The sequence below is a fragment of the Streptomyces sp. NPDC017991 genome (assembly GCF_044328075.1).
Taxonomy (GTDB): Bacteria; Actinomycetota; Actinomycetes; order Streptomycetales; family Streptomycetaceae; genus Streptomyces.
Map to the genome: position 1 here is coordinate 336,126 of NZ_JBIRGP010000001.1, position 21,459 is coordinate 357,584.

At 69.9% G+C, this 21,459-nt stretch carries 17 protein-coding genes; 10 read left to right on the forward strand and 7 right to left on the reverse strand.

Going from position 1 to position 21,459, the window contains the following annotated elements:
- Window positions 1-98: 98 nt before the first annotated feature.
- The 3 genes from ACH4DZ_RS01365 to ACH4DZ_RS01375 are packed head-to-tail and all read left to right on the forward strand — an operon-like array spanning window position 99 to window position 4,929.
- Window positions 99-1,076 carry an aliphatic sulfonate ABC transporter substrate-binding protein gene (locus tag ACH4DZ_RS01365; protein ID WP_398284817.1) on the forward strand — a complete coding sequence of 326 codons (978 nt, stop codon included), beginning with the start codon at window positions 99-101 and terminating at the stop codon, window positions 1,074-1,076.
- Window positions 1,073-2,554 carry a sulfatase-like hydrolase/transferase gene (locus ACH4DZ_RS01370; RefSeq protein ID WP_398284819.1) on the forward strand — a complete coding sequence of 494 codons (1,482 nt, stop codon included), beginning with the start codon at window positions 1,073-1,075 and terminating at the stop codon, window positions 2,552-2,554. The genes ACH4DZ_RS01365 and ACH4DZ_RS01370 overlap by 4 nt, the downstream gene beginning before the upstream one ends.
- 50 nt (window positions 2,555-2,604) lie before the next feature.
- Window positions 2,605-4,929, forward strand: coding sequence for a family 43 glycosylhydrolase (locus ACH4DZ_RS01375; RefSeq protein ID WP_398284820.1), 2,325 nt, complete (start codon window positions 2,605-2,607; stop codon window positions 4,927-4,929).
- A gap of 49 nt (window positions 4,930-4,978) precedes the next feature.
- Here ACH4DZ_RS01375 and ACH4DZ_RS01380 read toward each other — a convergent pair whose 3' ends face one another.
- The 7 genes from ACH4DZ_RS01380 to ACH4DZ_RS01410 all read right to left on the reverse strand — a co-directional run bounded on the left by ACH4DZ_RS01380 (window position 4,979) and on the right by ACH4DZ_RS01410 (window position 13,016).
- Window positions 4,979-5,317: a 2-oxo acid dehydrogenase subunit E2 gene (locus ACH4DZ_RS01380; protein ID WP_398284821.1), complete on the reverse strand. Its 339-nt coding sequence runs from the start codon at window positions 5,315-5,317 to the stop codon at window positions 4,979-4,981.
- A gap of 56 nt (window positions 5,318-5,373) precedes the next feature.
- Window positions 5,374-6,357 (reverse strand): oligopeptide/dipeptide ABC transporter ATP-binding protein, encoded by a 984-nt coding sequence (locus tag ACH4DZ_RS01385; protein ID WP_398284822.1) that lies wholly within the window; start codon window positions 6,355-6,357, stop codon window positions 5,374-5,376.
- Entirely contained in the window at window positions 6,354-7,340 is a 987-nt protein-coding gene (locus ACH4DZ_RS01390) for an ABC transporter ATP-binding protein (protein WP_398284823.1), read from the reverse strand. The genes ACH4DZ_RS01385 and ACH4DZ_RS01390 overlap by 4 nt, the downstream gene beginning before the upstream one ends.
- Window positions 7,337-8,224, reverse strand: coding sequence for an ABC transporter permease (locus ACH4DZ_RS01395; RefSeq protein ID WP_398284824.1), 888 nt, complete (start codon window positions 8,222-8,224; stop codon window positions 7,337-7,339). The genes ACH4DZ_RS01390 and ACH4DZ_RS01395 overlap by 4 nt, the downstream gene beginning before the upstream one ends.
- Window positions 8,221-9,159, reverse strand: coding sequence for an ABC transporter permease (locus ACH4DZ_RS01400; protein ID WP_398284825.1), 939 nt, complete (start codon window positions 9,157-9,159; stop codon window positions 8,221-8,223). Before ACH4DZ_RS01400 ends, ACH4DZ_RS01395 begins: the two co-directional genes overlap by 4 nt.
- Before the next feature lie 40 nt (window positions 9,160-9,199).
- The gene (locus tag ACH4DZ_RS01405) at window positions 9,200-10,753 is read right to left on the reverse strand and encodes an ABC transporter substrate-binding protein (protein WP_398284826.1); all 1,554 of its coding nucleotides are present in this window, start codon (window positions 10,751-10,753) and stop codon (window positions 9,200-9,202) included.
- Between the two features lie 175 nt (window positions 10,754-10,928).
- The gene (locus ACH4DZ_RS01410) at window positions 10,929-13,016 is read right to left on the reverse strand and encodes a prolyl oligopeptidase family serine peptidase (RefSeq protein WP_398284827.1); all 2,088 of its coding nucleotides are present in this window, start codon (window positions 13,014-13,016) and stop codon (window positions 10,929-10,931) included.
- A 66-nt stretch (window positions 13,017-13,082) separates the two neighbouring features.
- Here ACH4DZ_RS01410 and ACH4DZ_RS01415 point away from each other — a divergent pair, with 66 nt between their 5' ends.
- The 7 genes from ACH4DZ_RS01415 to ACH4DZ_RS01445 all read left to right on the forward strand — a co-directional run bounded on the left by ACH4DZ_RS01415 (window position 13,083) and on the right by ACH4DZ_RS01445 (window position 21,352).
- Window positions 13,083-14,468, forward strand: coding sequence for an acyclic terpene utilization AtuA family protein (locus ACH4DZ_RS01415; protein WP_398284828.1), 1,386 nt, complete (start codon window positions 13,083-13,085; stop codon window positions 14,466-14,468).
- Window positions 14,469-14,858 (forward strand): hypothetical protein, encoded by a 390-nt coding sequence (locus tag ACH4DZ_RS01420; protein ID WP_398284829.1) that lies wholly within the window; start codon window positions 14,469-14,471, stop codon window positions 14,856-14,858.
- Between the two features lie 4 nt (window positions 14,859-14,862).
- Window positions 14,863-16,104 carry an amidohydrolase family protein gene (locus ACH4DZ_RS01425; protein ID WP_398284830.1) on the forward strand — a complete coding sequence of 414 codons (1,242 nt, stop codon included), beginning with the start codon at window positions 14,863-14,865 and terminating at the stop codon, window positions 16,102-16,104.
- A gap of 91 nt (window positions 16,105-16,195) precedes the next feature.
- Entirely contained in the window at window positions 16,196-17,617 is a 1,422-nt protein-coding gene (locus ACH4DZ_RS01430; protein WP_398284831.1) for an aldehyde dehydrogenase family protein, read from the forward strand.
- Window positions 17,608-18,894: a diaminopimelate decarboxylase gene (gene lysA / locus ACH4DZ_RS01435; protein ID WP_398284832.1), complete on the forward strand. Its 1,287-nt coding sequence runs from the start codon at window positions 17,608-17,610 to the stop codon at window positions 18,892-18,894. Before ACH4DZ_RS01430 ends, lysA begins: the two co-directional genes overlap by 10 nt.
- A gap of 101 nt (window positions 18,895-18,995) precedes the next feature.
- Window positions 18,996-19,841 (forward strand): hypothetical protein, encoded by an 846-nt coding sequence (locus ACH4DZ_RS01440; protein ID WP_398284833.1) that lies wholly within the window; start codon window positions 18,996-18,998, stop codon window positions 19,839-19,841.
- Entirely contained in the window at window positions 19,838-21,352 is a 1,515-nt protein-coding gene (locus ACH4DZ_RS01445) for a GMC family oxidoreductase (RefSeq protein ID WP_398284834.1), read from the forward strand. The genes ACH4DZ_RS01440 and ACH4DZ_RS01445 overlap by 4 nt, the downstream gene beginning before the upstream one ends.
- The last annotated feature ends 107 nt before the right edge of the window (window positions 21,353-21,459 follow it).

A 21,459-nucleotide genomic window follows, 5' to 3' on the forward strand; every position in this document is an offset into this window, starting at 1 on the left:
CGCTTCGCGCTCGTCCTCAAGCGCCGGACGGGCTGAAAATGCCACGCCTCGTCCCCGGACGCCGGACGGGCTGAAAACGAAACGAAAGGCTCAGCGCCATGAGCATGTCCCGCCGCACCCTCCTCACCTCACTCTCCGCCACAGCACTCGCGCTCTCCGTGTCCGCCTGCTCCTCCGACGACGGCGACAGCGGCGGTGCGACCAAGATCCGCTTTGGGTACATCGCCGACTACAACGGCGCCAGCCTGCTGGCCATCGCCGACGACCAGGGCCTGTGGAAGAAGCACGGCCTGTCCGCCTCGTACAAGACGTTCGTCAATGGGCCCATTCAGATCCAGGCGCTGGGCAGTGGGGATCTCGACTACGGCTACATCGGTCCCGGTGCGCTGTGGCTGCCCGCCTCGGGCAAGGCCAGGGTGGTCGCCATCGACACGCTCACCTATGCCGACCGCGTGATCGCCAAGCCGGGCATCACCTCGATCGCCGGGCTGAAGGGCAAGAAGGTCGGCGTGCCGGAAGGCACCTCCGGCGAGATGATCCTCCAACTCGCCCTGCGCGAGGCCGGGATGACGATGGACGACATCAAGAAGGTCGCGATGGACGCGCCGACCATCGTCTCGGCCTTCTCCTCCGGGCAGATCGACGGGGCCGGCATCAACTACCCGCTCATCGACACCATCAAGCAGAAGGTGCCCGACCTGGTCGAGGTGGCGAGCACCAAGGACATCGGCGGTTCCTTCCCCACGGCGTTCGTCACCGGCGGGAAGAAGGGTCCCGCCGAGGCGAAGGTCGTCAAGGTGCTCCAGGAGGCCAACGACTGGCGTGCCGCACACCCCGAGGAGTCGGTCGCGCTCACCGCCGCTCTCCTGAAGCTGCCGGAGGACAAGGTGAAGGCGGACGCGAGTCACGTCGAGACACTGACGACCGCCGAACTCGTCGCGAAGACGAAGGACGGCACGGTCGGCAAGTGGCTGGACGGCATGAGCGACTTCTTCGTGAGCACCGGTCAGCTCACGAAGGCACCGGCCGCGACCTCCTTCTACGCGGGCGACGTCTACACGAAGGCCGCCGCGTGAACCTCCTCTTCCTGATGACCGACCAGCACCGCGTGGACACACTGGGCTGTTACGGCAACCCGCATGTCGCCACCCCGAACCTGGACCGGCTCGCCGCCACCGGAACCCGCTTCGACCGCTTCTACACGCCCACCGCCATCTGCACACCGGCCCGGGCCAGCCTGCTCACCGGCCAGGCCCCCTTCCGGCACAAGCTGCTCGCCAACCACGAGCGCAACGTCGGCTACCTGGAGGACCTGGCCGAGGACGCCTTCACCTTCCCCGCCGCCCTGGCCCGACGCGACTACCAGCTGGGCCTGGTCGGCAAGTGGCACGTCGGCACCCACCGCAACGCCGCCTCCTACGGCTTCGAGGGCCCCGACCTGCCGGGCTGGCACAACCCCGTCGACCACCCCGACTACCTCGCCTATCTCAAGGAACGGGACCTGCCCCCGTACCGCATCACCGATCCGGTGCGCGGGACCACCCCCAACGGCAACCCGGGCAACCTCCTCGCCGCGCGCCTCCAGCAGCCGGTGGAGGCCACCTTCGAGTACTACCTCGCGACCCGTGCCATCGAACTCCTGGAGAAGTACGCAGCCGACGGCCGCCCCTTCTACCTGGCCACCCATTTCTTCGGCCCGCACCTGCCCTATCTGCTGCCGGACGCCTACTACGACCTCTACGACCCGGAACTGGTCGAACTGCCCGCCTCGATCGCGGAGACCTTCGAGGGCAAACCGCCCGTGCAGCGCAACTACAGCGCGCACTGGACCTTCGACACCATGCCGCTCGAAGTCACCCGCAAACTCATCGCCGTCTACTGGGGTTACGTCACCCTCGTCGACGAGCAGATCGGGCGCATCCTCACCCGGCTCGACGAACTCGGCCTGGAGGACGACACCTCGGTCTTCTTCACGGCCGACCACGGCGAGTTCACCGGCGCCCACCGGCTGCACGACAAGGGTCCGGCGATGTACGAGGACATCTACCGCATCCCCGGAATCGTGCGCGTGCCGGGTCAACCCCCGCAGGAGCGGAGGGAGTTCGTCAGCCTCACCGACTGCACGGCGACCATCCTAGAACTGGCGGGCTGCGACCCGGAGCCCGCCACCGACAGCCGCAGTCTGCTGCCGCTGGTGCGCGGCGAACACCCGGAGTGGCCCGAGGAGTTGCTCGCCGAGTTCCACGGCCACCACTTCCCGTACCCCCAGCGCATGCTCCGCGACACGCGCTACAAGCTGGTCGTCAATCCCGACTCGGTCAACGAGCTGTACGACCTCGAAACCGACCCGCACGAACTGACCAACCGCTACCCCGATCCCGAACTGGAGGCCGTGCGGCGGCGCCTGATGCGCCGTCTGTACGACCTGCTCCGGGAGCGCGGCGACAACTTCCACCACTGGATGACGTCCATGTACGACATCGGCGCCTCCGACTACGACCCGACCCTCAGCTCCTTCGAGGCTCCTTCGAGCAGTGAGGTCTCACCCCCGTGAACCGACTGAACCGATTGAACCGAGAGAACCGCGTGAACCGCGTGAACCGCGTGAGCCGAAGAGCGAGTCGCACCGGGCAGGCCGTCGCCGCACTCGCCGGCCTCCTGCTCGCTGTCCTCCCACCGACCGGGACCGCCACCGCCGCCACCGCCACCGCACGGGCGTCCACGTACACCAACCCGGTGACCGAGGGCACCGTCGACACCTTTCCCGATCCGGCGGTGATCCGCGGCAAGGACGGCTACTGGTACGCCTACGGCACACAGAACCCCGTCTTCCAGACCCAGGGCCAGACCGCCGAACGCATGCTGCCGATCCTGAAGTCCTCCGACCTCACGCACTGGACGTACGCCGGCGAGGTGTTCACCCCCCGGACCCAGCCTGCCTGGCACGGGGGCTCCCGGTTGTGGGCGCCCGACATCCGTTACACGAACGGCCACTACAACCTCTTCTACTCCGTGCCGAACCAGGACACCGTCGGGGTGGCCACCGCGCCCACGCCGACCGGGCCCTGGACCGACGCGGGTGCCGTGCTGCCGGCGGACAGCGGCTGCGCGACCGGTGACATCGACCAGGCGCAGTTCACCGACGTGGGCGGACAGCCGTACCTGTACTGGGGCAGCTACGACACCATCTGCGTGGCGCGCATGAACGGCGACCGCACCCGGATCGAGGGCACGGTCACCGAGGTCGCCCAGGGGCGGCGCATGGAGGGCGGTTTCGTCGTCCGCCGCGACGGCTACTACTACCTCTTCTACTCGGACGCGGGCTGCTGCGACGGCGCGTACAGCGGCTACCAGGTCAAGGTGGGCCGCTCCACCGGTCCGACCGGGCCCTTCACCGACGACCGGGGTGTCGACCTGATGTCCCCCGTCAGCAAGGGCGGCATCGTGGTCGGTTCGAGCGACCGCTGGATCGGGCCCGGCCACAACGCGCTGCAGACCGACCTGTCCGGGCAGGACTGGCTCGTCTACCACGCGATACCCGCCGCCGACCCCGACCTCGACCTCGTACCGGGCATCGACCGCACCCTCAGCAGGCGTCCGATGCTGGTCGACCGACTCGACTGGATCGACGGCTGGCCCGTCGTCCGGGCCGGCGCGGGTCCCTCCTCCGACGGCAGCGAGGCGCCCGTCACCACCTGGCGGGCAGGCGGCACCTTCAACGACGGCTCGCTCGGCGGCTGGCAGGCACAGGGCTCCGGTACGAAGGCCTGGGCAACGGCCACCGAGCAGGACCCCGGCACCTTCGTCACCCACTCCGGCAGCACCACCGCCCCGTCCTTCCTCGTCACTTCCGCCGACGCCCCGGCCCGGGTACGGGCCGAGGCCGACCTCCGGGTCACCGCGGCGGGCGGGTCGGCCGGTCTGGTCCTCGCCTACCAGAACTCCGCGAACCATGTCGTGGCGTGGCTGGACCGGTCCCGCAACGCCCTGGTCACCGACGTCCGGGTGAACGGTGTCAGCGCCGGGCAACAGGTGACCGCGCTCCCCGCCGGCTACCAGTGGGACGCCTGGCGCAACGTGGCCGCCGAGCTGCGCGGCAACCGCCTCACCGTCGAGGTGAGCGCGGACCGGCTGCGCGACGCCGTCGCCATCCAGACCCGTACCGTACCGGCGACTGCCGCGCGGGCCGGGAAGGTCGGCACCGCCGCCCTCGGGGAGGGAGCGGCCGCCGACAACGTGGGCGCCGTGAAGCTCTACGAGCCGGTCACGCGGCGCGTCGCAGACCCGCGGCCGGGTGCTCAACTGCGCTCCTACAGCGACGAGTTCGACTCCGCCACCCTGTCCTCCGACTGGAGCTGGGTCCGAGGGCCGGCCGCGGGTGCGACGACCGGCGAGGGGGTTCTGTCCTGGCCGACCCAGAACGCCGAACTCCACCTCGGCACCAACACCGCGTCGGTCCTCACCCGTCCCGCGCCCGCCGGTGACTTCACGGTCGAGACCAAGCTCGACCTGGCGAACGGTCCGGGCAATCAGCAGGCCGGGCTGGTGCTCTACGGGAGCGACGACCGGTACTTCAAGCTGGTGCACGCGGTGCTGCCGCTGAGCCACACCGCGGGGAAGGTCACCCACGTGACCGAGTTCGCGAAGGAGGGCGCCAGGCCCACGACCACACCGCCGACCGCCGTGGCCTACGGCCCGATGTTCGGCGGGCCGCCCGCGCGGACGGCCTGGATGCGGCTGGCGTACCACGCCGACAAGGCGGGCGGTGAGCACGAGGTACGGGCCGCCACCAGCACCGACGGCACGCACTGGACATGGACCGGCGTGTGGGCCCTGCCGGACGAGCAGGCGCTGCGGATCGGCCTGGTGTCGCTCAACACGGCCGGGGCGACGGCCCGCTTCGACTACGTGCGCACCTATCGCGGCTGACGCGGAAGTGGTCCGCATCCCGGGCTCCCGGGGGTGCGGACCACCGGTGTCACAGCAGGGCGAGCCCCGGCACCCGCAGCAGGTCCGCCACGTCGGCCGGCAGGCGCGAGCCCTGCCGGCCGTCGGCGAGCCGGTGGTCGAAGGACAGGGCGAGCTGGGCCGTCCAACGCGGCTCGATACGTTCCCCCGCCTGGTCCTGGACCACCCACGGGGTGCGTCGGACGTCCCCCAGGGCGAGGATGGCGGCCTCCCCCGGGTTGAGGATGGGCGTACCGGTGTCCACGCCGAACCCGGCCACGCGCGGGGCGAGTTCCTTGTCGGCGATCTCGGCGGTGAGTCTGATCAGCTCATGGGCCTCGTCGGACGGCAGTTCACGTTCGACACTCACTGTGATGCCTTTCGGTGACGTGCGGGTGCCGACGCCAAGGGGCCGGTGGGCAGCGGTTACCGGGTGTCGGCCGGTGCCTGGTGGCTCGACGGCGCGTGGATGCAGGCGGTGCGGTGCGATCCGTCGTGGACGTAGGGCGGCGGGGCCTTCGCGCAGGCGGCCTCGGCCTCCGGGCACCTGGGCTGGAACGGACAGCCCGTGAGCACGTCGAGGGCGCCGGACGGTTCGCCCTCCAGCGCCGGCGGACCCGGTTCGGTGCCGCGGCGCCGCAGGTCGGGCGCGGCCCGCAACAGAGCCCGCGTGTACGGGTGCTGCGCCGCGGCGAATATCCTCTCCGCAGTCCCCTCCTCCACCACCCGGCCCGCGTACATCACCGCGACGCGGTCGCAGAGCGTTCGGATGATGCCGAGGTCGTGGGAGATGAAGACGATCGTCAGCCCGAGTTCGGCGCGCAGATCGGCCAGCAGGTTGACCACGGTGGCCTGGGCGGACACGTCCAGGGCGGACACCGCCTCGTCGGCGACCAGCACGTCGGGCCGGACCGCCAAGGCCCGTGCGATGGCGACGCGCTGGCGCTGGCCCCCGGACAATTCACGCGGTCGCGCGTCCAGCACGCGCGGGGGCAGGTTCACCATCTCCATGAGCGAGTTCAGCGCGGAGGTCATTCCGGCGTCCGGCACGAGGTCGTGGCAGTCGATGAGTTCGGCCAGTACGGAACGGACCCGACGGCGGGGGTTGAGTGACGCGACCGGGTCCTGGAAGACCATCTGGATCCGCCGGCGCAGCTCCTTCGACCTGCGGATTCCCATGTCCTGACCGTCGTAGCGGACCAGTCCGGCGGTCGGCTCCGTGAGACCGACGAGTACGCCGGCCAGTGTCGACTTGCCGCATCCGGACTCGCCGACCACGCCGAGGCACTGGGAGCGTTCGACGGCGAGGCTGACGCCGTCGACGGCCCGTAGCGTCGTGGGCGGCACGGACCTGTGCGTCCTGACCTTGAAGTGGACGGAGATGTCGTCCAGTTCGACGAGGGCGCTCATGCCTGTTCTCCAGCGTTCGTGACTGTCTGCCGCACGCACGCCGTGGCTCGGTGCGGGCCGATGGCCAGCAGCGGTGGGTCCACGTCGAGGCACACGTCCGCGGCGAAGGGGCAGCGAGGGGCGAAGCGGCAGCCGGGGGGCAGCAGGCCGGCGGTGGGCGGGGATCCGCTGATGGTCTTCAACCGTGTCGGCGGGCCGTGCAGTTGGGGCATCGACTCGATCAGCGCACGTGTGTAGGGGTGGCTGGGGTTGTCGACCAGCGCGTGGGTGGGCCCCTGTTCGACGATGCGGCCGGCGTACATCACGGCGGTGCGGCCGGCGATGCGGGAGATGACCGAGAGGTCGTGGCTGACGAAGATCAGGGCCAGCCCGCGCTCGGTCCGCAGCCGCTCGACGAGGGTCAGGATCTGGTCCTGGACCGTGGTGTCCAGCGCGGTCGTCGGCTCGTCGCACAGGAGGAGCGAGGGTTCCACCGAGAGCGCCATCGCGATCATCACTCGTTGGCGCTGGCCTCCGGAGAGCTGGTGCGGCCACGCCCTGGCCCGCTGCTCCGGGTGCGGCACACCGACTTCGGTGAGCAACTGCAGGGCCCGGTCCGCGGCGGCCCGGCGGGACATGCCCAGGGCCCGGGGGCCGGCGGCGACCAGATCGCCGATGCGCATGGTCGGGTTCAGCGAACTCATGGGCTCCTGGAAGATCATGGAGACTCCGTGTCCGCGCAGCTCACGCGGTTCGACGGACCGCAGTCCCTCGCCCGCCCTGCGCTGGAACCGTGTGGTCCCCCGGGTCTGCTTCAGCGTGGGCGGCAGCAGGCCGAGGACGGAGCGCAGGGTGAGGCTCTTGCCGGATCCGGACTCGCCCACGATCCCGAGGCAGTCACCGGCGTCGACGTGCAGGGACACGTCGTCCACCAGGGTGACTCCGCCCTGTGCCGCGGCGATCGACAGGTTCTCGATCTCGATCACGCGTTCTGTACGAGTCATGACTTGATCCGATCGTCCAGGCCGTCCCCGATCAGGGCCAGGCCCATGCCGATCAGGGCGATCGCCGCTCCGGGGGCCGCGATCAACCACCAGTTGGTCTGGATGACGCTGCGGCCCGACTGGATCATCGAGCCCCACTCCGGGGTTCCCACAGGGATGCCGACGCCCAGGAAGGACAGGGTCGAGATCGCGACGACGGCCAGCCCGACATCGACGAAGAAGTAGACGATGCTCTGGCCGATGGCGTTCGGCACGATGTGCCAGGCGATCACCCGCCGGCGCGGCAGGCCACCCAGTCGCGCGGCCCGGATGTAGTCCATGGAGCGCACCCTGCGTACCTCGCTGCGCAGCAGCCGGGCGTACACGACCCAGGAGATGACCGTGAAGCCGATGATGAGCGGCAGTTCTCCGGGGCCCAGGAACAGGAAGCCGGTGCCGGGGCCGAGCAGGCCGACCAGGGCGATGAAGAAGATGAACAGCGGGAGCGAGACGACGATGTCGGAGGTGCGCATGATCGCCGCGTCCAGCCACTTGCTGCCGAGGCCCGCCGCGATGCCGATCAGGCTGCCCAGGACGGCGGGGATGAGCGAGCCGAGCACCGCCACGCGCAGGTCGATCCGGATCGCGTGGACCAGTCGGGTCCATTCGTCGCGGCCGAGCTGGTCGGTGCCGAGGATGTGGGCCCGGGAGGGCGGGGCGAGCCGGTTCAGCAGGTCCTGGTCGGCGGGGTGTCCGCTGGTGATGAGCGGTGCGAAGACCGCGGCCAGGACGAACAGTCCGACGATGACCGCCCCGACGGCCAGCTTGCCGTCACCGCGTCGGCGCAGGCGGCGCGAGGGCTCGGTGTGCGGTGCGGCATCCTCGATGACAGACAGGTCGATCATGTGCTCACGGTCCTCGGATCGAGCAGCGAGACGACGGTCTCGCCGAGGATGTTGGCCAGCACGACCCCCGTGGCGAACAGCAGCGTGATGCCCTGGACCGTGTAGACGTCGCGTTTGGCGGACGCCTCCACCAAGGCGCTGCCCAGGCCGGCGATGTTGAAGGTGGCTTCCAGGATGACGACTCCGAAGAAGAGGTAGCCGACGTTGAGTGCGAGGAGGGTGAGGACCGGGCCGAGTGCGTTGCGCAGCACGTGCCGGACGATCAGGGTGCGACCGCCCACGCCGAGGGACCTGGCGACCGCGATGTACTCGGAGTCGAGCACGTCGATCAGGCTGGACCGCAGGCTCCGTACCAGGACGGGCGTGAGGATGATCGCTCCGGTCACGGAGGGCAGGACCAGCGAGCGGAGCAGTTCCGCCGGGCTCGTCCCCAGGTCCGCGACGGGGAACCAACCGGTGGGGATGGCCACCAGTCTGATCAGCAGGAAGCCGACCCAGAACGCCGGCAGGAACAGGGCCAGGAGTACGCCCAGCCTGATCACGTGGTCGACGGGGCGGTCCCTGAACCAGGCGGCGGTCCAGGCGAGTACGAGTGAGGTCGTGACCGCGAGCACCAGGGTGCCGAGCAGGAGCCACAGTGTGTCTCCGATGCGTTGGCCGATGATGTCGCTGACGCTCTGTCCGTCGATCGACGTCCCGAAGTCGCCGTGCAGCACCCTGGTGACGTAGTCCAGGTACTGGTGCGGGAGGCTGCGGTCGAGGCCCAGTTGATGGCGCAGTTCGCTCACCGCCTCGGGCGAGGCTCGTGGTCCGAGGCGCAGCCTGGCCGCGTCGCCGGGCGCGATCTGGGTCAGTACGAACACGACCAGTGTGACCGCGAGCAGGACCAGCAGCAGCTGTAGCAGCCGGGCGAGCACCGTTCTCGTCGCTACCACGAATTTCCCTCCCTTCCATGGAGAGTGCCGGACACGGTCGTCAGCTCCTGATGTTCAACTCATCCGCGCAGTACGCCTGATAGGGCGCCGCGACGAAGCCCTGCACCCGGTCGGCCACCGCGTCGAGTGCGTTGGGCACGGCCAGGGGAAGCACGGCGTGACCGGCGTTGGCGGCCGCTTCGAAGTCCTGGACGGCGGCGCTCACTTCGGACCGGTCGCTCGCCGCGTGCACTGCGGCCAAGGCCTTGTTCGCCGGTCCGGGGTCGGACTGGGAGAACGCGACGCCGGTCGCCCCGAGGAAGCCGAGAGGGTCGATCGGGGTGGGTGCGAGCGCGCTGTAGGTGACCATGCCGAGCTGGAAGGAGCCCTTGCCCAGATCGTCGATGAGCGAGCTGGTGGGGACCGGGCTGACGGTGGCCTTGATGCCCGCTTCGGCCAGCATCGGGGCCAGGGCCTGTGCGGCGAGTTTTCCGGGTCCGCCGTCGCTGGGCACGATCAGCTCGATGTTCCGGCCGTCGTAGTCGGACGCGTCGACCAGCTTCTTCGCGGCCTTCACGTCGGTGGTGGACCAGGTGCACTTGGGGCATTTGGTGACGCCGGGGACCTGTTGCGGCAGCAGTGATGTGGCCACGCTCGCCTCGCCGACGTATCCGCCGCGGACGAGCTTGCGGTAGTCGATGGCCAGCGCGATCGCCTTCCGGAGGCGGACGTCCGCCAGGGGTCCGGACTTCGTGTTCATGGTGAGGACGCTGACGCCGGTGGACGGCGCGCCGACGATGTCGTCCTTGGGGTACTGGGCGGCGGATTCGAGTTCCACGCCGTTGACGACATCCAGGGAACCGCTCTGGAACTGCAGGAGTTGCTGTCCCCCGTCGGCGACTACCTTGTAGTCGATCTTGTCCAGGTAGGGCAGACCCGAGCGGTAGTAGTGCGGGTTGCGGGTGAGGGCGATGGACCGTCCCACGGTCTCACCGCTGATCGCGAACGGCCCTGCCCCTACGGGCTTCTTCCAGTACGCGGCGGCGCTCCGGCCGCCGTACTTGTCGGGGAAGATCGCGGCGTTGGCGGTCGACAGGACGGCGGGAAGCGTCTCGTCCGGCTGGGAGAGGTGGAAGACGACGGTGGTCGGGGAGGGCGTGTCCACGGACTTGATGGAGGAGAAGTAGCTGCCGTACAGCTCTCCCTTGCTCCACAGGCCTTCCGAGAACTTGACGTCCGCGGACGTGACGGGTCTGCCGTCGCTGAACTTGGCGTCCGGGCTCAGGGTGAACTTCAGCGTCTTGGCCTTCGGATCCGCCTTGTAGGACGAGGCCAGGGCCGGCTGAAGGGTCTTGCCGTCGGGCGTGGAGCGCAGGAGCGAGGCGTAGACCTGGGGGAACACCCGGTAGCTCTGGGTCGCCAGCGCCTTCTGGGGGTTCCAGGTGTCGATCGCGCTGCTGAGCGACATCGCGAGCGAGCCGCCCCGCTTCGCGGGCGAGGAGGCGGTTGCGGACGAGGACGAGTTCGCCCCGTCGGCGCTGCATCCACTCAGGAGGAGGGCGGTGGCCATCAGCGCCGTACCGCACGCGGTGGTCCCGGCTGTCGACTTGCGCATAACTTCCCTCGCAGTTTCGTAAGTTATCTACCAAGTGACGCCCTCAATCTACGCCGGGTTCCGTCGCTCGTCTAGGTGGCTGGAAAAAGCGGGCGCCGACCGGGCTGACATCCAGTGAACACCAGCCGTCCACCTGCGGTTTTGCACAAGGTCAGACGATTTCGGGACCAGCACGTCAGTTGTCCGCGTCGTGCTGCCGGGCCTGATCGCATCCCTGCACATGCCGCACCATCCAGTCGACAAGCGCCTCGTTCTGCGCTCGCCGGGACGGCACAGGCCCCGAGATCGCCCCTTCGTGGGAGGCGTCCGGCAGCATCAGCAGCTCTGCGACGCAGCCGGCCCGTCGCAGCACCGAGTAGAACTGCTTGCTCTGCTCGGGCGGGCACCGGTGGTCGGCCTCACCCTGGATCAACAGCGTCGGCGTCGTGCAGGTGTGCGCCGTGGTGATCGGCGACAGCCGCCGGTAGCGCTCGAAGTCGGTCTGCGGCAGCGCCTCCAGCACCGCGGGCAGGAAACTGAGCCCGACGTCGCTGGTCCCGTACATGCTCCAGAAGTTCGTCAGGGGATTCTCGATCACGGCGGCCTTGAACCGGTGGGTGTGGCCGACGATCCAGCTCGACATGTAGCCGCCGTACGACAGCCCGGAGACCCCCAGCCGGTCCGGATCCGCCCAGCCCTCGTCCACCGCGAAGTCCACCGCGGCCATCAGGTCGTGGAAGTCCTTGTTGCCCCAGTCGCCGATGATGGCATCGGCGAAGTCCGTGCCGTAGCCGCGCGAGCCGCGGGGGTTCACCATGAGCACCCCGAACCCGGCACCGGCCAGGACATGGGCGTCCGTGACGTAGGCCTCGCCGTAGGCCGACCTGGGGCCGCCGTGGATGAGCAGGACGGTCGGCAGCGCGCCGACGGCGTTCGCGGGCCGCAGCAGTTTGGCCTGGACCGTCGAGCCGCCTCCGATGGGAACCCGGAAAGTGGTGACCGTGCACGGCACTGCGCAGGACCGGTTGTGGGCCGCGGTGTCGGTGACGCGTATGTCGTCGCCCGTATCCAGGTCACGGAGCCACAGGTCGGGCGGACCGGTGAGCGTGCCGTGGCCGTACAGCAGGCGCTGCCCGGCGACCGCCAGCGGGTAGAAGCAGCCCGTGCCGGCCAGCACCGGATCGGCCTTCGGCCCGCCGTCCAGCGCGATGCGGTGCACTTCCAGGCGGTCCTCGACCTGTACGCGCAGCACGGCGTCTCCCCCGTGCAGGAGCAGCCTCGTGTCGGGGTCCATGAACGGAACGGCTATGTCGCCCAGGACATCACCCTGGAGATCGAGATCCAGACCTGCGGCACGGTCGGTCCGCCGCCAGGGCGCGTGGTCCGCGACCTCACCGTCGGCGGGTCGCAGAGTCCACAACTGCCCCACCGAGTGCGGCTTGGCGCCGGAGGACGTCACCGCGATCCGTCCGTCGTCCAATCCCCTCACGGAAAGGATGTCGAGCGCGCGCAGGTGCTCGACGGGAGTCGCGTCGCCCCCGTCGGCGGCGACCGAGCGGACGGCGGCGACGCTCTGTTGCCACTGATCGGGCCCGAGACCCGCACGGTAGGCGATCCGCCAGGAAGACGAAGGGCCGGCCCCGTCCCCACCGGTGCCCGGGGCCGGCAACCACGTGGGCTGGCTGTTGACCCACTCGTCGTCCGTGAGCCGGGTGTGCGTCCCCGTGTCGAGGTCGTGGACGAAGATGTCCGCGGTCACGTCGTCCACGAGGCCGAGCCGGTCCACCCAGCCGATCACGCGGGTGATCCGGTACGGCGCCCCGGCAACGCGCGTCCGCCGCGTCGCCGCGTAGGCGATACGGCGGCCGTCGGGACTCCACGCCGGCTGTCCGAAGACCGAGCGGTCCGGCGCCTGAGGGTCGACGAGCACCTCGAACTCGAAGTCGGGCGCGTCGGCGGGACGGACGAGGACGATGCGCGTGACGGGCCCGTCCTGGGAGAGGAACGCCAGCCGGCTGCCGTCCGGCGAGAAGAGGGGGGTGTGGTCGGAGTCGCCGAACTCCACGGCGGCGGTCATGGCGGCGGAGGGCGCGGCAGCGGCGGCCGGGGCGCCCTTGGCCACTTCGGTGAGGCGCAGACCGCGCCGCTCGGTGTCCCCCTCGATACGGGACGAGGACCACGCCACGAGCGTGCCGTCCGGGCTCAGGTCGGCACTGTGCAGTAGCTCCATCGTCTCGACGGCCTGGGTGATCGCCCGGTGCGATCCGGTGTCGGTCGGGGACATGACTACTCCTCGGTCGAAGTTCGTAAAAATATTACCAGTTACAAAAAATGTATGTACACTCCGAACATGGTCAATCTTCAGGCCTCGGGCGGCGAGCGGGGCGCGTTGCGCATCGGCTCCGGTGCCGGTTTCGCCGACGACCGCATCGAGCCGGCCGTGCAACTGGTCGAGTCCGGCGACATCCAGTACCTCGTCTTCGAATGCCTGGCCGAACGCTCGGTCGCGCTGGCAGAACTGGAGCGGCGCCGCGACCCCGCCCGCGGATACAACCCCTGGCTCCCCGACCGCATGGCGGCCGTCCTGCCGGAGTGCGCGCGCCGGGGGATCCGCGTCATCACCAACATGGGCGCGGCCAATCCGCCGGCGGCGGGCGCGCTCGTCACCGAGCTCGCGCGGGGCAGGGGACTGCGTGGACTGTCGGTCGCCGTGGTGACGGGCGACGATGTACTCGATCGCATCCTTGAGCGACCCGATCTCCCGCTGCTGGAGCGTGAGGGAACCGTCGGCTCCCTCGGCGACCGCGTGGTGTCGGCCCACGCCTACCTGGGATGCGAAGGGATCACCCACGCTCTGAGCCAGGGCGCCGATGTAGTGATCACGGGCCGAGTTGCGGACCCTTCGCTCTATATTGCACCCCTTGTCCATGAATACGGCTGGGACACCAGCGACTGGAACCTGATCGCCAAGGGCGCCTGTGCGGGGCACCTGATGGAATGCGGGGCCCAGATCACGGGCGGCTATTTCGCGGACCCCGGCTACAAGGACGTTCCCGCACTCGCCGATCTGGGTTTCCCGATCGCCGAGGTGCACGGTGACGGGACCTTCAGCATCAGCAAGGTGCCGGGGTCGGGCGGCCTGGTGACGCCCGCCACGTGCACGGAACAGTTGCTCTACGAAGTGCACGACCCGTCCGCCTATCCGTCGGCCGACGTGGTGGCCGACTTCTCCGAGGTCCGGTTCGACGAGCGCGGCCACGACACCGTGCTGGTCCGGGGAGCGCGTGGCCGACGGCGCCCGGACGACCTGAAGGTCTCGGTCGGCTATCGCGACGGCTTCACCGGGGAGGGCCAGATCTCCTACGCGGGTCCCAACGCACTGGCCCGGGCCCGGCTGGCGCTGGACGTCCTGCGAGCGCGGATCGAGAAGCAGGGCATCGCCTCAGGGGCGGCGCGCTACGAACTCGTCGGGGTCGACTCCGTCAGCCGCGGCCTCGGCCCCGGTCCCGGCACGGGTGATCCGGACCGGCTGAACGAGGTCCGTGTCCGTGTCGCCGGCCGGACCGAGTCCGCCGACCAAGCCCGCCGGATCGCGCACGAGGTGAGCGCGATGTGGCTCAACGGCCCCGCCGGCGGCGGTGGAGTGGTCTGTTCCGTCACCGAGCGGATAGCCATCGCGTCGGTCTTCCTGCCCCGCTCCGACGTCACGCCGTCGGTCACGTTCGCGGAGGTCTAGATGCTCCTGCACGAACTCGCCCACGCCCGGTCCGGCGACAAGGGAAACATCTCGGACATCACCGTCATCGTCTACGACGCACGGGACTTCCCCTTCCTGCGGGGACTCGTGACCGCCGAGAGGGTTCAGCGACATTTCTCCGCCTTCCTCGAAGGTGGTGAAGGCGACGTCCGGCGGTACGAGCTGCCGCACCTGGGCGCGCTGAAATTCGTCCTCGAAGGCGCGCTGGACGGTGGGGTCACCCGCAGCCTCAGCCTCGACACACACGGCAAATGCCTCGGTTCCCTGCTCCTCGCCATGGACATCGGTGATGTCCTCGGCCCGGATCCGGGGTCGGGGCCGGCTCCGGAGTCGTCGGGAACCAGCACTTCGCACGGCACACGGAGGTAGCACGATGGGTTCGATCGAGCGTCCGGCAAGCCCGCGGCGGGTCCTGTTCCGGGGCGGCCTCGTCGCCGACGGCACAGGCGCGGAGCCGCGGCACAGCGACGTGGTCGTGGAGGGTGCCCGGATCGTCGACGTCGGGACCGGTCTGGACGGCGACGTGGAGGTGGACCTGGAAGGGAAGTCCCTCCTGCCGGGTCTCATCGACTGCCACGTCCACGTGATGATCGGCAGCATCGACACCGTGGACCGGCTGCAGACCCCGTTCTCCTATCCGTTCTTCCAGGCCGCCCGGCATCTGCGTACCCTGCGCCGGATCGGGATCACGCACGCCAGGGACGCGGCGGGCGCCGACCTGGGTGTCAGGACCGCGCTGGAGGACGGTCTGATCGACGGGCCCCGGCTGCAGATCGCCATCTCCATGCTCAGCCAGACCGGCGGGCATTCGGACGGCTGGCTGGCCTCCGGGAACTGCGTCGAGAACAGGATCGCCCATCCCGGGCGGCCCCGTGGAGTCGTCGACGGCGTCGACGAGATGCGCAAGGCGGTCCGCGAGATCATCCGGGCCGGCGCCGACGTCATCAAGGTCGCCGCCTCCGGCGGAGTCATGTCGCCGCGCGACAACCCCCACCACGCGCACTTCGGTCTCGACGAACTGACCGTCGCCGTCGTCGAGGCACGGGCGGCGGGTCTGCCGGTGATGGCCCACGCCCAGGGCTCCGTCGGCATCAAGAACGCGCTGCGTGCGGGAGTGCGGTCCATCGAGCACGGAATCTTCCTCGACGACGAGGCCATCGAGCTGCTGCTCGAACACGAGGCGTTCCTCGTGCCCACCCTGCTGGCCCCGAGGAGTGTGCTGGAGGCGGCGGCCAACGGCGCCCGGCTGACCGACGCCACACTCGCCAAGGCCCGCGAGGTCGCCGACACCCACCTCGCCTCGTTCAAGAAGGCGTGCGACGCGGGCGTCACCATCGCCATGGGCACCGACGCGGTCGGGCTCGCTCCGGGCCGCAATCTCGAAGAGCTGGAGCTGATGGCGGCCAACGGCCTGAGCCCCGCGAAGGTGCTGCGCGCCGCCACCCTGGACGCCGCCCGCCTGCTGGGTGTCTCGGACCGGTACGGCAGCATCGAGCCCGGCAAGCGCGCGGACCTGGTCGTCGTGTCCGGCGACGCCTCCGACTTCAGCTGCCTGGCCCACCGGATCGACGCCGTCTACATGGACGGCGCGCTGGTGGAGTCGCGGTCCGGGTGACCGGCCGCCGCCTCCGCGCGCAGGACCGACCGGTGTGCGCGGCAGTACCGACCAGTGTTCGAAGTACGAGCAGCACGACAGGAGTTCCCGTATGACCGACCATGTCGTCAACTTCATCAACGGCGCCCGCAGCGAGGCCGCCGGGCGGTCGCCCCTGACCGATCCGCGTACAGGACAGGTCCGCGGCACCGCCGTGGTCTCGCGGACCGATGAGGTGAACGCCGCCTTCGACGCGGCGGCCGCGGCCTTCACGGCCTGGAGACGCAGCACTCCCGGGGAACGCCAGACAGCGCTGCTCGCCGTGGCGGCCGAGATGGAGGCGCGGGCGGACGAGTTCGTCGCCGCCGAGTGCGGGGAGACCGGCAAGCCGACCGATCTCTTCCGGGCCGAGGAACTGCTGCCCATCATCGACCAGCTGCGGTTCTTCGCGGGTGCCGCCCGCATGCTGGAGGGGCGCGCCGCGGCGGAGTACGTGGCGGGCCACACCTCCATGATCCGCCGTGAACCGGTCGGTGTGATCGCCTCGATCGCCCCCTGGAACTACCCGCTGATGACGGCGGTCTGGAAGCTGGCTCCGGCCGTGGCGGCGGGCAACACGGTGGTCTTCAAACCTGACGCGGCCACCCCGTCCAGTGCGCTGCTGTTCGCCGAGATCTGTGGTCACCACCTCCCACCGGGCTGCGTGAACCTCGTCTGCGGGGACCGGGAGACGGGCAAGCTGGTGGCCGGGCATCCGCGCGCGGACATGGTCGCCCTCACCGGTTCGAGCCGCGCCGGGAGCGAGGTGGTCCGTGACGCCGCCCACGACCTGCGCCGCACACACCTCGAACTGGGCGGCAACGGCCCCGTCCTGGTCTTCGAGGACGCCGACGTGGCCCACTGCGCGGAGCTGATCGCCGAGGCCGCCTTCTACAACGCGGGCCAGGACTGCACCGCTCCGTCGCGCGTACTGGCGCACGCCGACGTCCATGACGAACTCGTACGGGCCCTGGCCGACCACGCCCGGTCGTTCGCGCGCGTGGACCGGGGGAACACCCGGGACGGCAGGAGCCCACTGATCAGCCGGGCCCAGCTGGAACGGGTGGCGGGGCTCGTCGAACGCCGACGCGGCACCGCCCTGACAGCCGCCGGCGGGAAGGTGGAGGCCGGTCCGGGCTTCTTCTTCGAGCCGACCGTCATCACCGGGGTCGAGCAGGCGGACGAGATCGTCCAGGAGGAGATCTTCGGCCCCGTGCTGACCGTGCAGACCTTCACCGACGAACAGACGGCGATCACTCTGGCCAACGGCGTACGCCAGGGCCTCGCGTCCAGCGTGTGGACGCGTGACGTGGGCCGCGCCCTCCGTGTCACCGGCGCGCTCGACTTCGGGATCGCCTGGGTGAACACCCACATCACGACGGCCGCCGAGATGCCGCACGGCGGCTTCAAGGAGACCGGCGAGGGCAAGGACCTGTCCCTGTACGGGCTGGAGGCCTACACCCGGATCAAGCACGTGATGCTCGCATGGGCGTGAACCCCGACATCCTGGAGCTGTTCCCCGAGGGGACGACCGTCGAGGCGGACCGCGGCCTGACCGTCGGCGGCGTCGCCCTGTCCGAGGTCGCCGATAGGTTCTCGACCCCCGCCTACGTCGTCGACGAGGCGGGCCTGCGCGCCCGGATCCGGCGTTACCAGCAGGCGCTGAGCGCCGGTTGGCCCGACTCGCGGCTCGTGTTCGCCTCCAAGTCCTTCCCGTGCGTGGCCGCGTACAGACTGATGGCGCAGGCGGGGATCGGCGTGGACGTGGCCGGGCTGGGTGAGCTGGCCGCCGCCCTCCGCGGGGGTGTCCAGGGCCGGAACCTGGTCCTGCACGGCAACGCGAAGACCGGTGCCGAGATCGAGATGGCGGTGGCCGCCGGCGTCGGCCTGGTCGTGGTGGACAACTTCGACGACATCGACCGCCTGGAACGCGCGGTGGAGCACGCGGTGGCCGGCCGCCAGGACGTCCTCGTGCGCGTGCTGCCCGAGGTCCGTGCGGACACCTACGAGGCGGTGGCCACCGGGCAGAAGGGATCCAAGTTCGGACTCCCCCTGGACCAGGTGCCGCGAGCCGTCGAGCGCATACGTGCCAGTGCGAAGCTGCGCATGGCCGGCGTGCACACGCACGTCGGCAGCCAGATCCTCGACGTGGAACCGTTCTCGGCCGCGGTCCGGGCCCTCGCCGGTCTCGGGGAGTTCGAGACCTACAACCTCGGTGGCGGCCTGGGAGCGCGCTACACCTACACCGACCACCCGCCCGAACCGGAGGAGTGGATCGGCGCGATCACCGACACCGCCCGGCGCCATCTGCCGGGTTCCTCGCGGCTGATGATCGAACCGGGGCGCAGTCTGGTGGCCCGCTCCGGGGTGACCTTGTACCGCGTGGTCAACGTCAAACGAGGTGACCGCGTCACCGTCGCCGTGGACGGCGGCATGGCGGACAACATGGAAGTCGCGCTCTACGGGCAGCGGTTCGAGGCCACCCTGGTCGACAGGGTCGGCGGCGGTGAACGCGTCGACATCGTGGGACGGCACTGCGAGTCGGGCGACCGGATCAGTTCCGGCGTGACACTGCGCTCACCACGGGTCGGCGATGTCATCGCGGTACCCGTGACCGGGGCGTACTGCCACACCATGGCGAACAACTACAACGGGGCGCTCAAGGCACCGGTCGTCTTCTGCGCCGACGGCGAGGCACGCGAGGTGGTCCGCCGCGAGACCCTCACCGACTTCTTCGCCCGCGACACCTCGGAGTGGATCGACGTGTCATGACGCGGACGCGCAGGTCCGGGTCGGTCCCGACAGCCCCGAACAAGCGACGAACCCCGATGGTAAAATTCTTACGATCTCGCGATACGGAGTACGCTGGCCGCATGGTGGATACCCCGAAGGATGGCGCGACGAAGTCGACGCGCACGAAGTCGACCGGCCCCAAGCGCCCTCAACGCCGGCACCGCCCCCGTGAGGAAACCCGAGCCATGCTGCTCGACGCGGCGACGAACCTCGCCATCGAGCGGACCCGCCCCGAGTCGGCGAAACGGCACAATCCCCTCGCGGACATCCGTATCTCCGATGTTCTCGTCGAGGTGAACCGGCGCAATCCCGACGACAAGAAACTGACAACGGGAGCCTTCTACCAGATCTGGCAGGATCAGGCCGCTTTCCAGCGGGAACTGATGAGCCATGTGATGGACGAGATCGCCACGCCCGGAGCAGGACAGATCCAGGCCCTCGCATTCGAGCTGGTCGCCGACGGGGAAGCGCCCGAGGAGATCTTCCGTCAGATCAGCGAGGCCGACTTCCGGTGGACGAGCGCGTCACCGGAACTGTTCCTGGCCCTCGGACTGGGGGCGCTGGCACCGGTCGACATGGTGCGGGACGCACAGGCCGGTGCGAACGAACGCTATGTCAACGCGACGAGTCACCTGCTGGGCATTCTGCTGCGGTACTCGCGCCGCCGCCTGAAGGCCGACCGCACCATGGAGGACCTGATCTGGGCCATCGAGGCCCTGTCCGTGGGCTACCTGCTGCGTTCGCGCACGCATCCCGACATTCCCGGGCGGACGGACCGTGACGGCTGGACCGTCCAGGCGAGCGCCTATCTCGGAGTGGTCCACGCGTTCAGCGAACCGATTCCCGACGCGATCGCCGCTGCCGGGCCCGACTCCAGGCGTGACGACATTCCCAACGGTACGGAAGAACCCGAAAGGTCCCGATGAACTCGGTCAGATCGCTGCCGGAGCGGACAGACACCATCGTGATCGGCGGTGGCACGGCCGGCTGTGTCATCGCGGCGCGGCTCGCCGCGGCCGGGCGGACGGTGCTCGTCCTGGAAGCCGGCCCCGACTACGGCCCGCTCGCCGACGGCGACTGGCCCGCGGAGCTTCTCGACGCGGCCGAACTGCCCACGACACACGACTGGGGATACCGGGGCGCGGGGGCCGCCGGGCAGCCGTTGGCGTACGACCGCGCACGGGTCATCGGCGGGTGTTCCGCACACAACGGATGCAGTCAGAGCGCCGGTTGGGCCGGTGACTACGACGCCTGGGCCGCCGCCGGCTGTCCGGGCTGGAGTGCCGCCGACCTCGCTCCCCTGTTCACGGCCGCCGCCGAGCTCCTGCGGTTCCGCCGCTACACCCAGGAGGAGATCCAGCCGTTCCAGCGCGAGTTCATCCGCGCCTGCCGGCAGTCGGGAGTACCGGCCCTGGACGACCTCGACGATCTCGGGGCGTCGCAGAGCGTGGGCTGCGCGCCCGTGAACGTCCGCGAACTGACCAGGATCAACACCGCGTTCGGCTACCTGGACGCGCAGCGCGCCCGGCCGAACCTCACCGTCGCGGCCGACGCGCTGGTCGAGCGGATCCGTTTCCTCGACGGCGCCGTCGAGTCCGTCCAGGTCACCCGGCACGGCCGGACCTCCAGGATCGGTGCCCGGGAAGTGGTCCTGGCTGCGGGCGCGTACGGAAGTCCGGAGGTCCTGCTGCGTTCGGGCATCGGGCCCGCGGCCCACCTGGAGGACCTGGGCATCGCCCTGGTCAGCGACCGTCCGGGAGTCGGCGCCAACCTGCACGACCACCCCGCGGCCCTGCTGGAGTTCGCCGGCACCGCCGAACTGCGACAGGATCTGGCCGCGTTCTCCGGGGGCGGCTGGCTGCCCCAGGAGCAGAGCATCGCCAAGCTCCGCTCCCCCGTCTCCGACGGACCGTACGACCTCCACGTCTATCCGTGGGTGGAGCCCGATCCGACGCAGGAGTACGGCTGGCGGTGCATCCTGCCCATCAGCCAGCTCCGTCCGCGCTCGCGCGGCACCGTACGGCTCGCGTCGCAGGCCTCCGGTGTACGGGCGACCGTCGATCCCCGCTTCTTCAGCGACGCGGCCGGCGCCGACCTCGAAAGTGTCCGCCACGGCCTGCGCTGGACGGCCGAGAACGTACTGCCCCGCATGGACCGCCACCTCGGCACTCCCCTGCACAAGCCGGTCCCACCGGACGACGAGGGCATGAACGACTGGATCAGGCGTCACCACTCGCACTACTGGCATCCCGCCGGTACGTGTGCCATGGGCGCCGCCGACGATCCGATGACGGTCGTCGACCATCAGGGAAGGGTCGTCGGAGTCACCGGACTGCGGATCGCCGACGCATCGGTGTTCCCCGACATCCCGCGGGCCACCCCGGCACTTCCGACCGTCGTGGTCGCCGAGCGGATCGCCGCTTTCATGACCGACTAGGCTACCCGGTCGGCCGCCGAGCGGCTCACGGTCTGCTGACGTGTCGCGTGAAGTGCCCGCAGCACGAGGCGAATTGACGGCCGTCGACGAAAAACGCGGTCCGAAGG

Coding starts and splice junctions, on each gene's coding strand:
- lysA (WP_398284832.1), top strand. CDS start 17,608: ATGGGCGTGAACCCCGACATCCTGGAGCTGTTCCCCGAGGGGACGACC.
- ACH4DZ_RS01440 (WP_398284833.1), top strand. CDS start 18,996: ATGGTGGATACCCCGAAGGATGGCGCGACGAAGTCGACGCGCACGAAG.
- ACH4DZ_RS01395 (WP_398284824.1), bottom strand. CDS start 8,224: ATGATCGACCTGTCTGTCATCGAGGATGCCGCACCGCACACCGAGCCC.
- ACH4DZ_RS01445 (WP_398284834.1), top strand. CDS start 19,838: ATGAACTCGGTCAGATCGCTGCCGGAGCGGACAGACACCATCGTGATC.
- ACH4DZ_RS01425 (WP_398284830.1), top strand. CDS start 14,863: ATGGGTTCGATCGAGCGTCCGGCAAGCCCGCGGCGGGTCCTGTTCCGG.
- ACH4DZ_RS01385 (WP_398284822.1), bottom strand. CDS start 6,357: ATGAGCGCCCTCGTCGAACTGGACGACATCTCCGTCCACTTCAAGGTC.
- ACH4DZ_RS01420 (WP_398284829.1), top strand. CDS start 14,469: ATGCTCCTGCACGAACTCGCCCACGCCCGGTCCGGCGACAAGGGAAAC.
- ACH4DZ_RS01430 (WP_398284831.1), top strand. CDS start 16,196: ATGACCGACCATGTCGTCAACTTCATCAACGGCGCCCGCAGCGAGGCC.
- ACH4DZ_RS01405 (WP_398284826.1), bottom strand. CDS start 10,753: ATGCGCAAGTCGACAGCCGGGACCACCGCGTGCGGTACGGCGCTGATG.
- ACH4DZ_RS01365 (WP_398284817.1), top strand. CDS start 99: ATGAGCATGTCCCGCCGCACCCTCCTCACCTCACTCTCCGCCACAGCA.
- ACH4DZ_RS01410 (WP_398284827.1), bottom strand. CDS start 13,016: ATGTCCCCGACCGACACCGGATCGCACCGGGCGATCACCCAGGCCGTC.
- ACH4DZ_RS01415 (WP_398284828.1), top strand. CDS start 13,083: ATGGTCAATCTTCAGGCCTCGGGCGGCGAGCGGGGCGCGTTGCGCATC.
- ACH4DZ_RS01390 (WP_398284823.1), bottom strand. CDS start 7,340: ATGACTCGTACAGAACGCGTGATCGAGATCGAGAACCTGTCGATCGCC.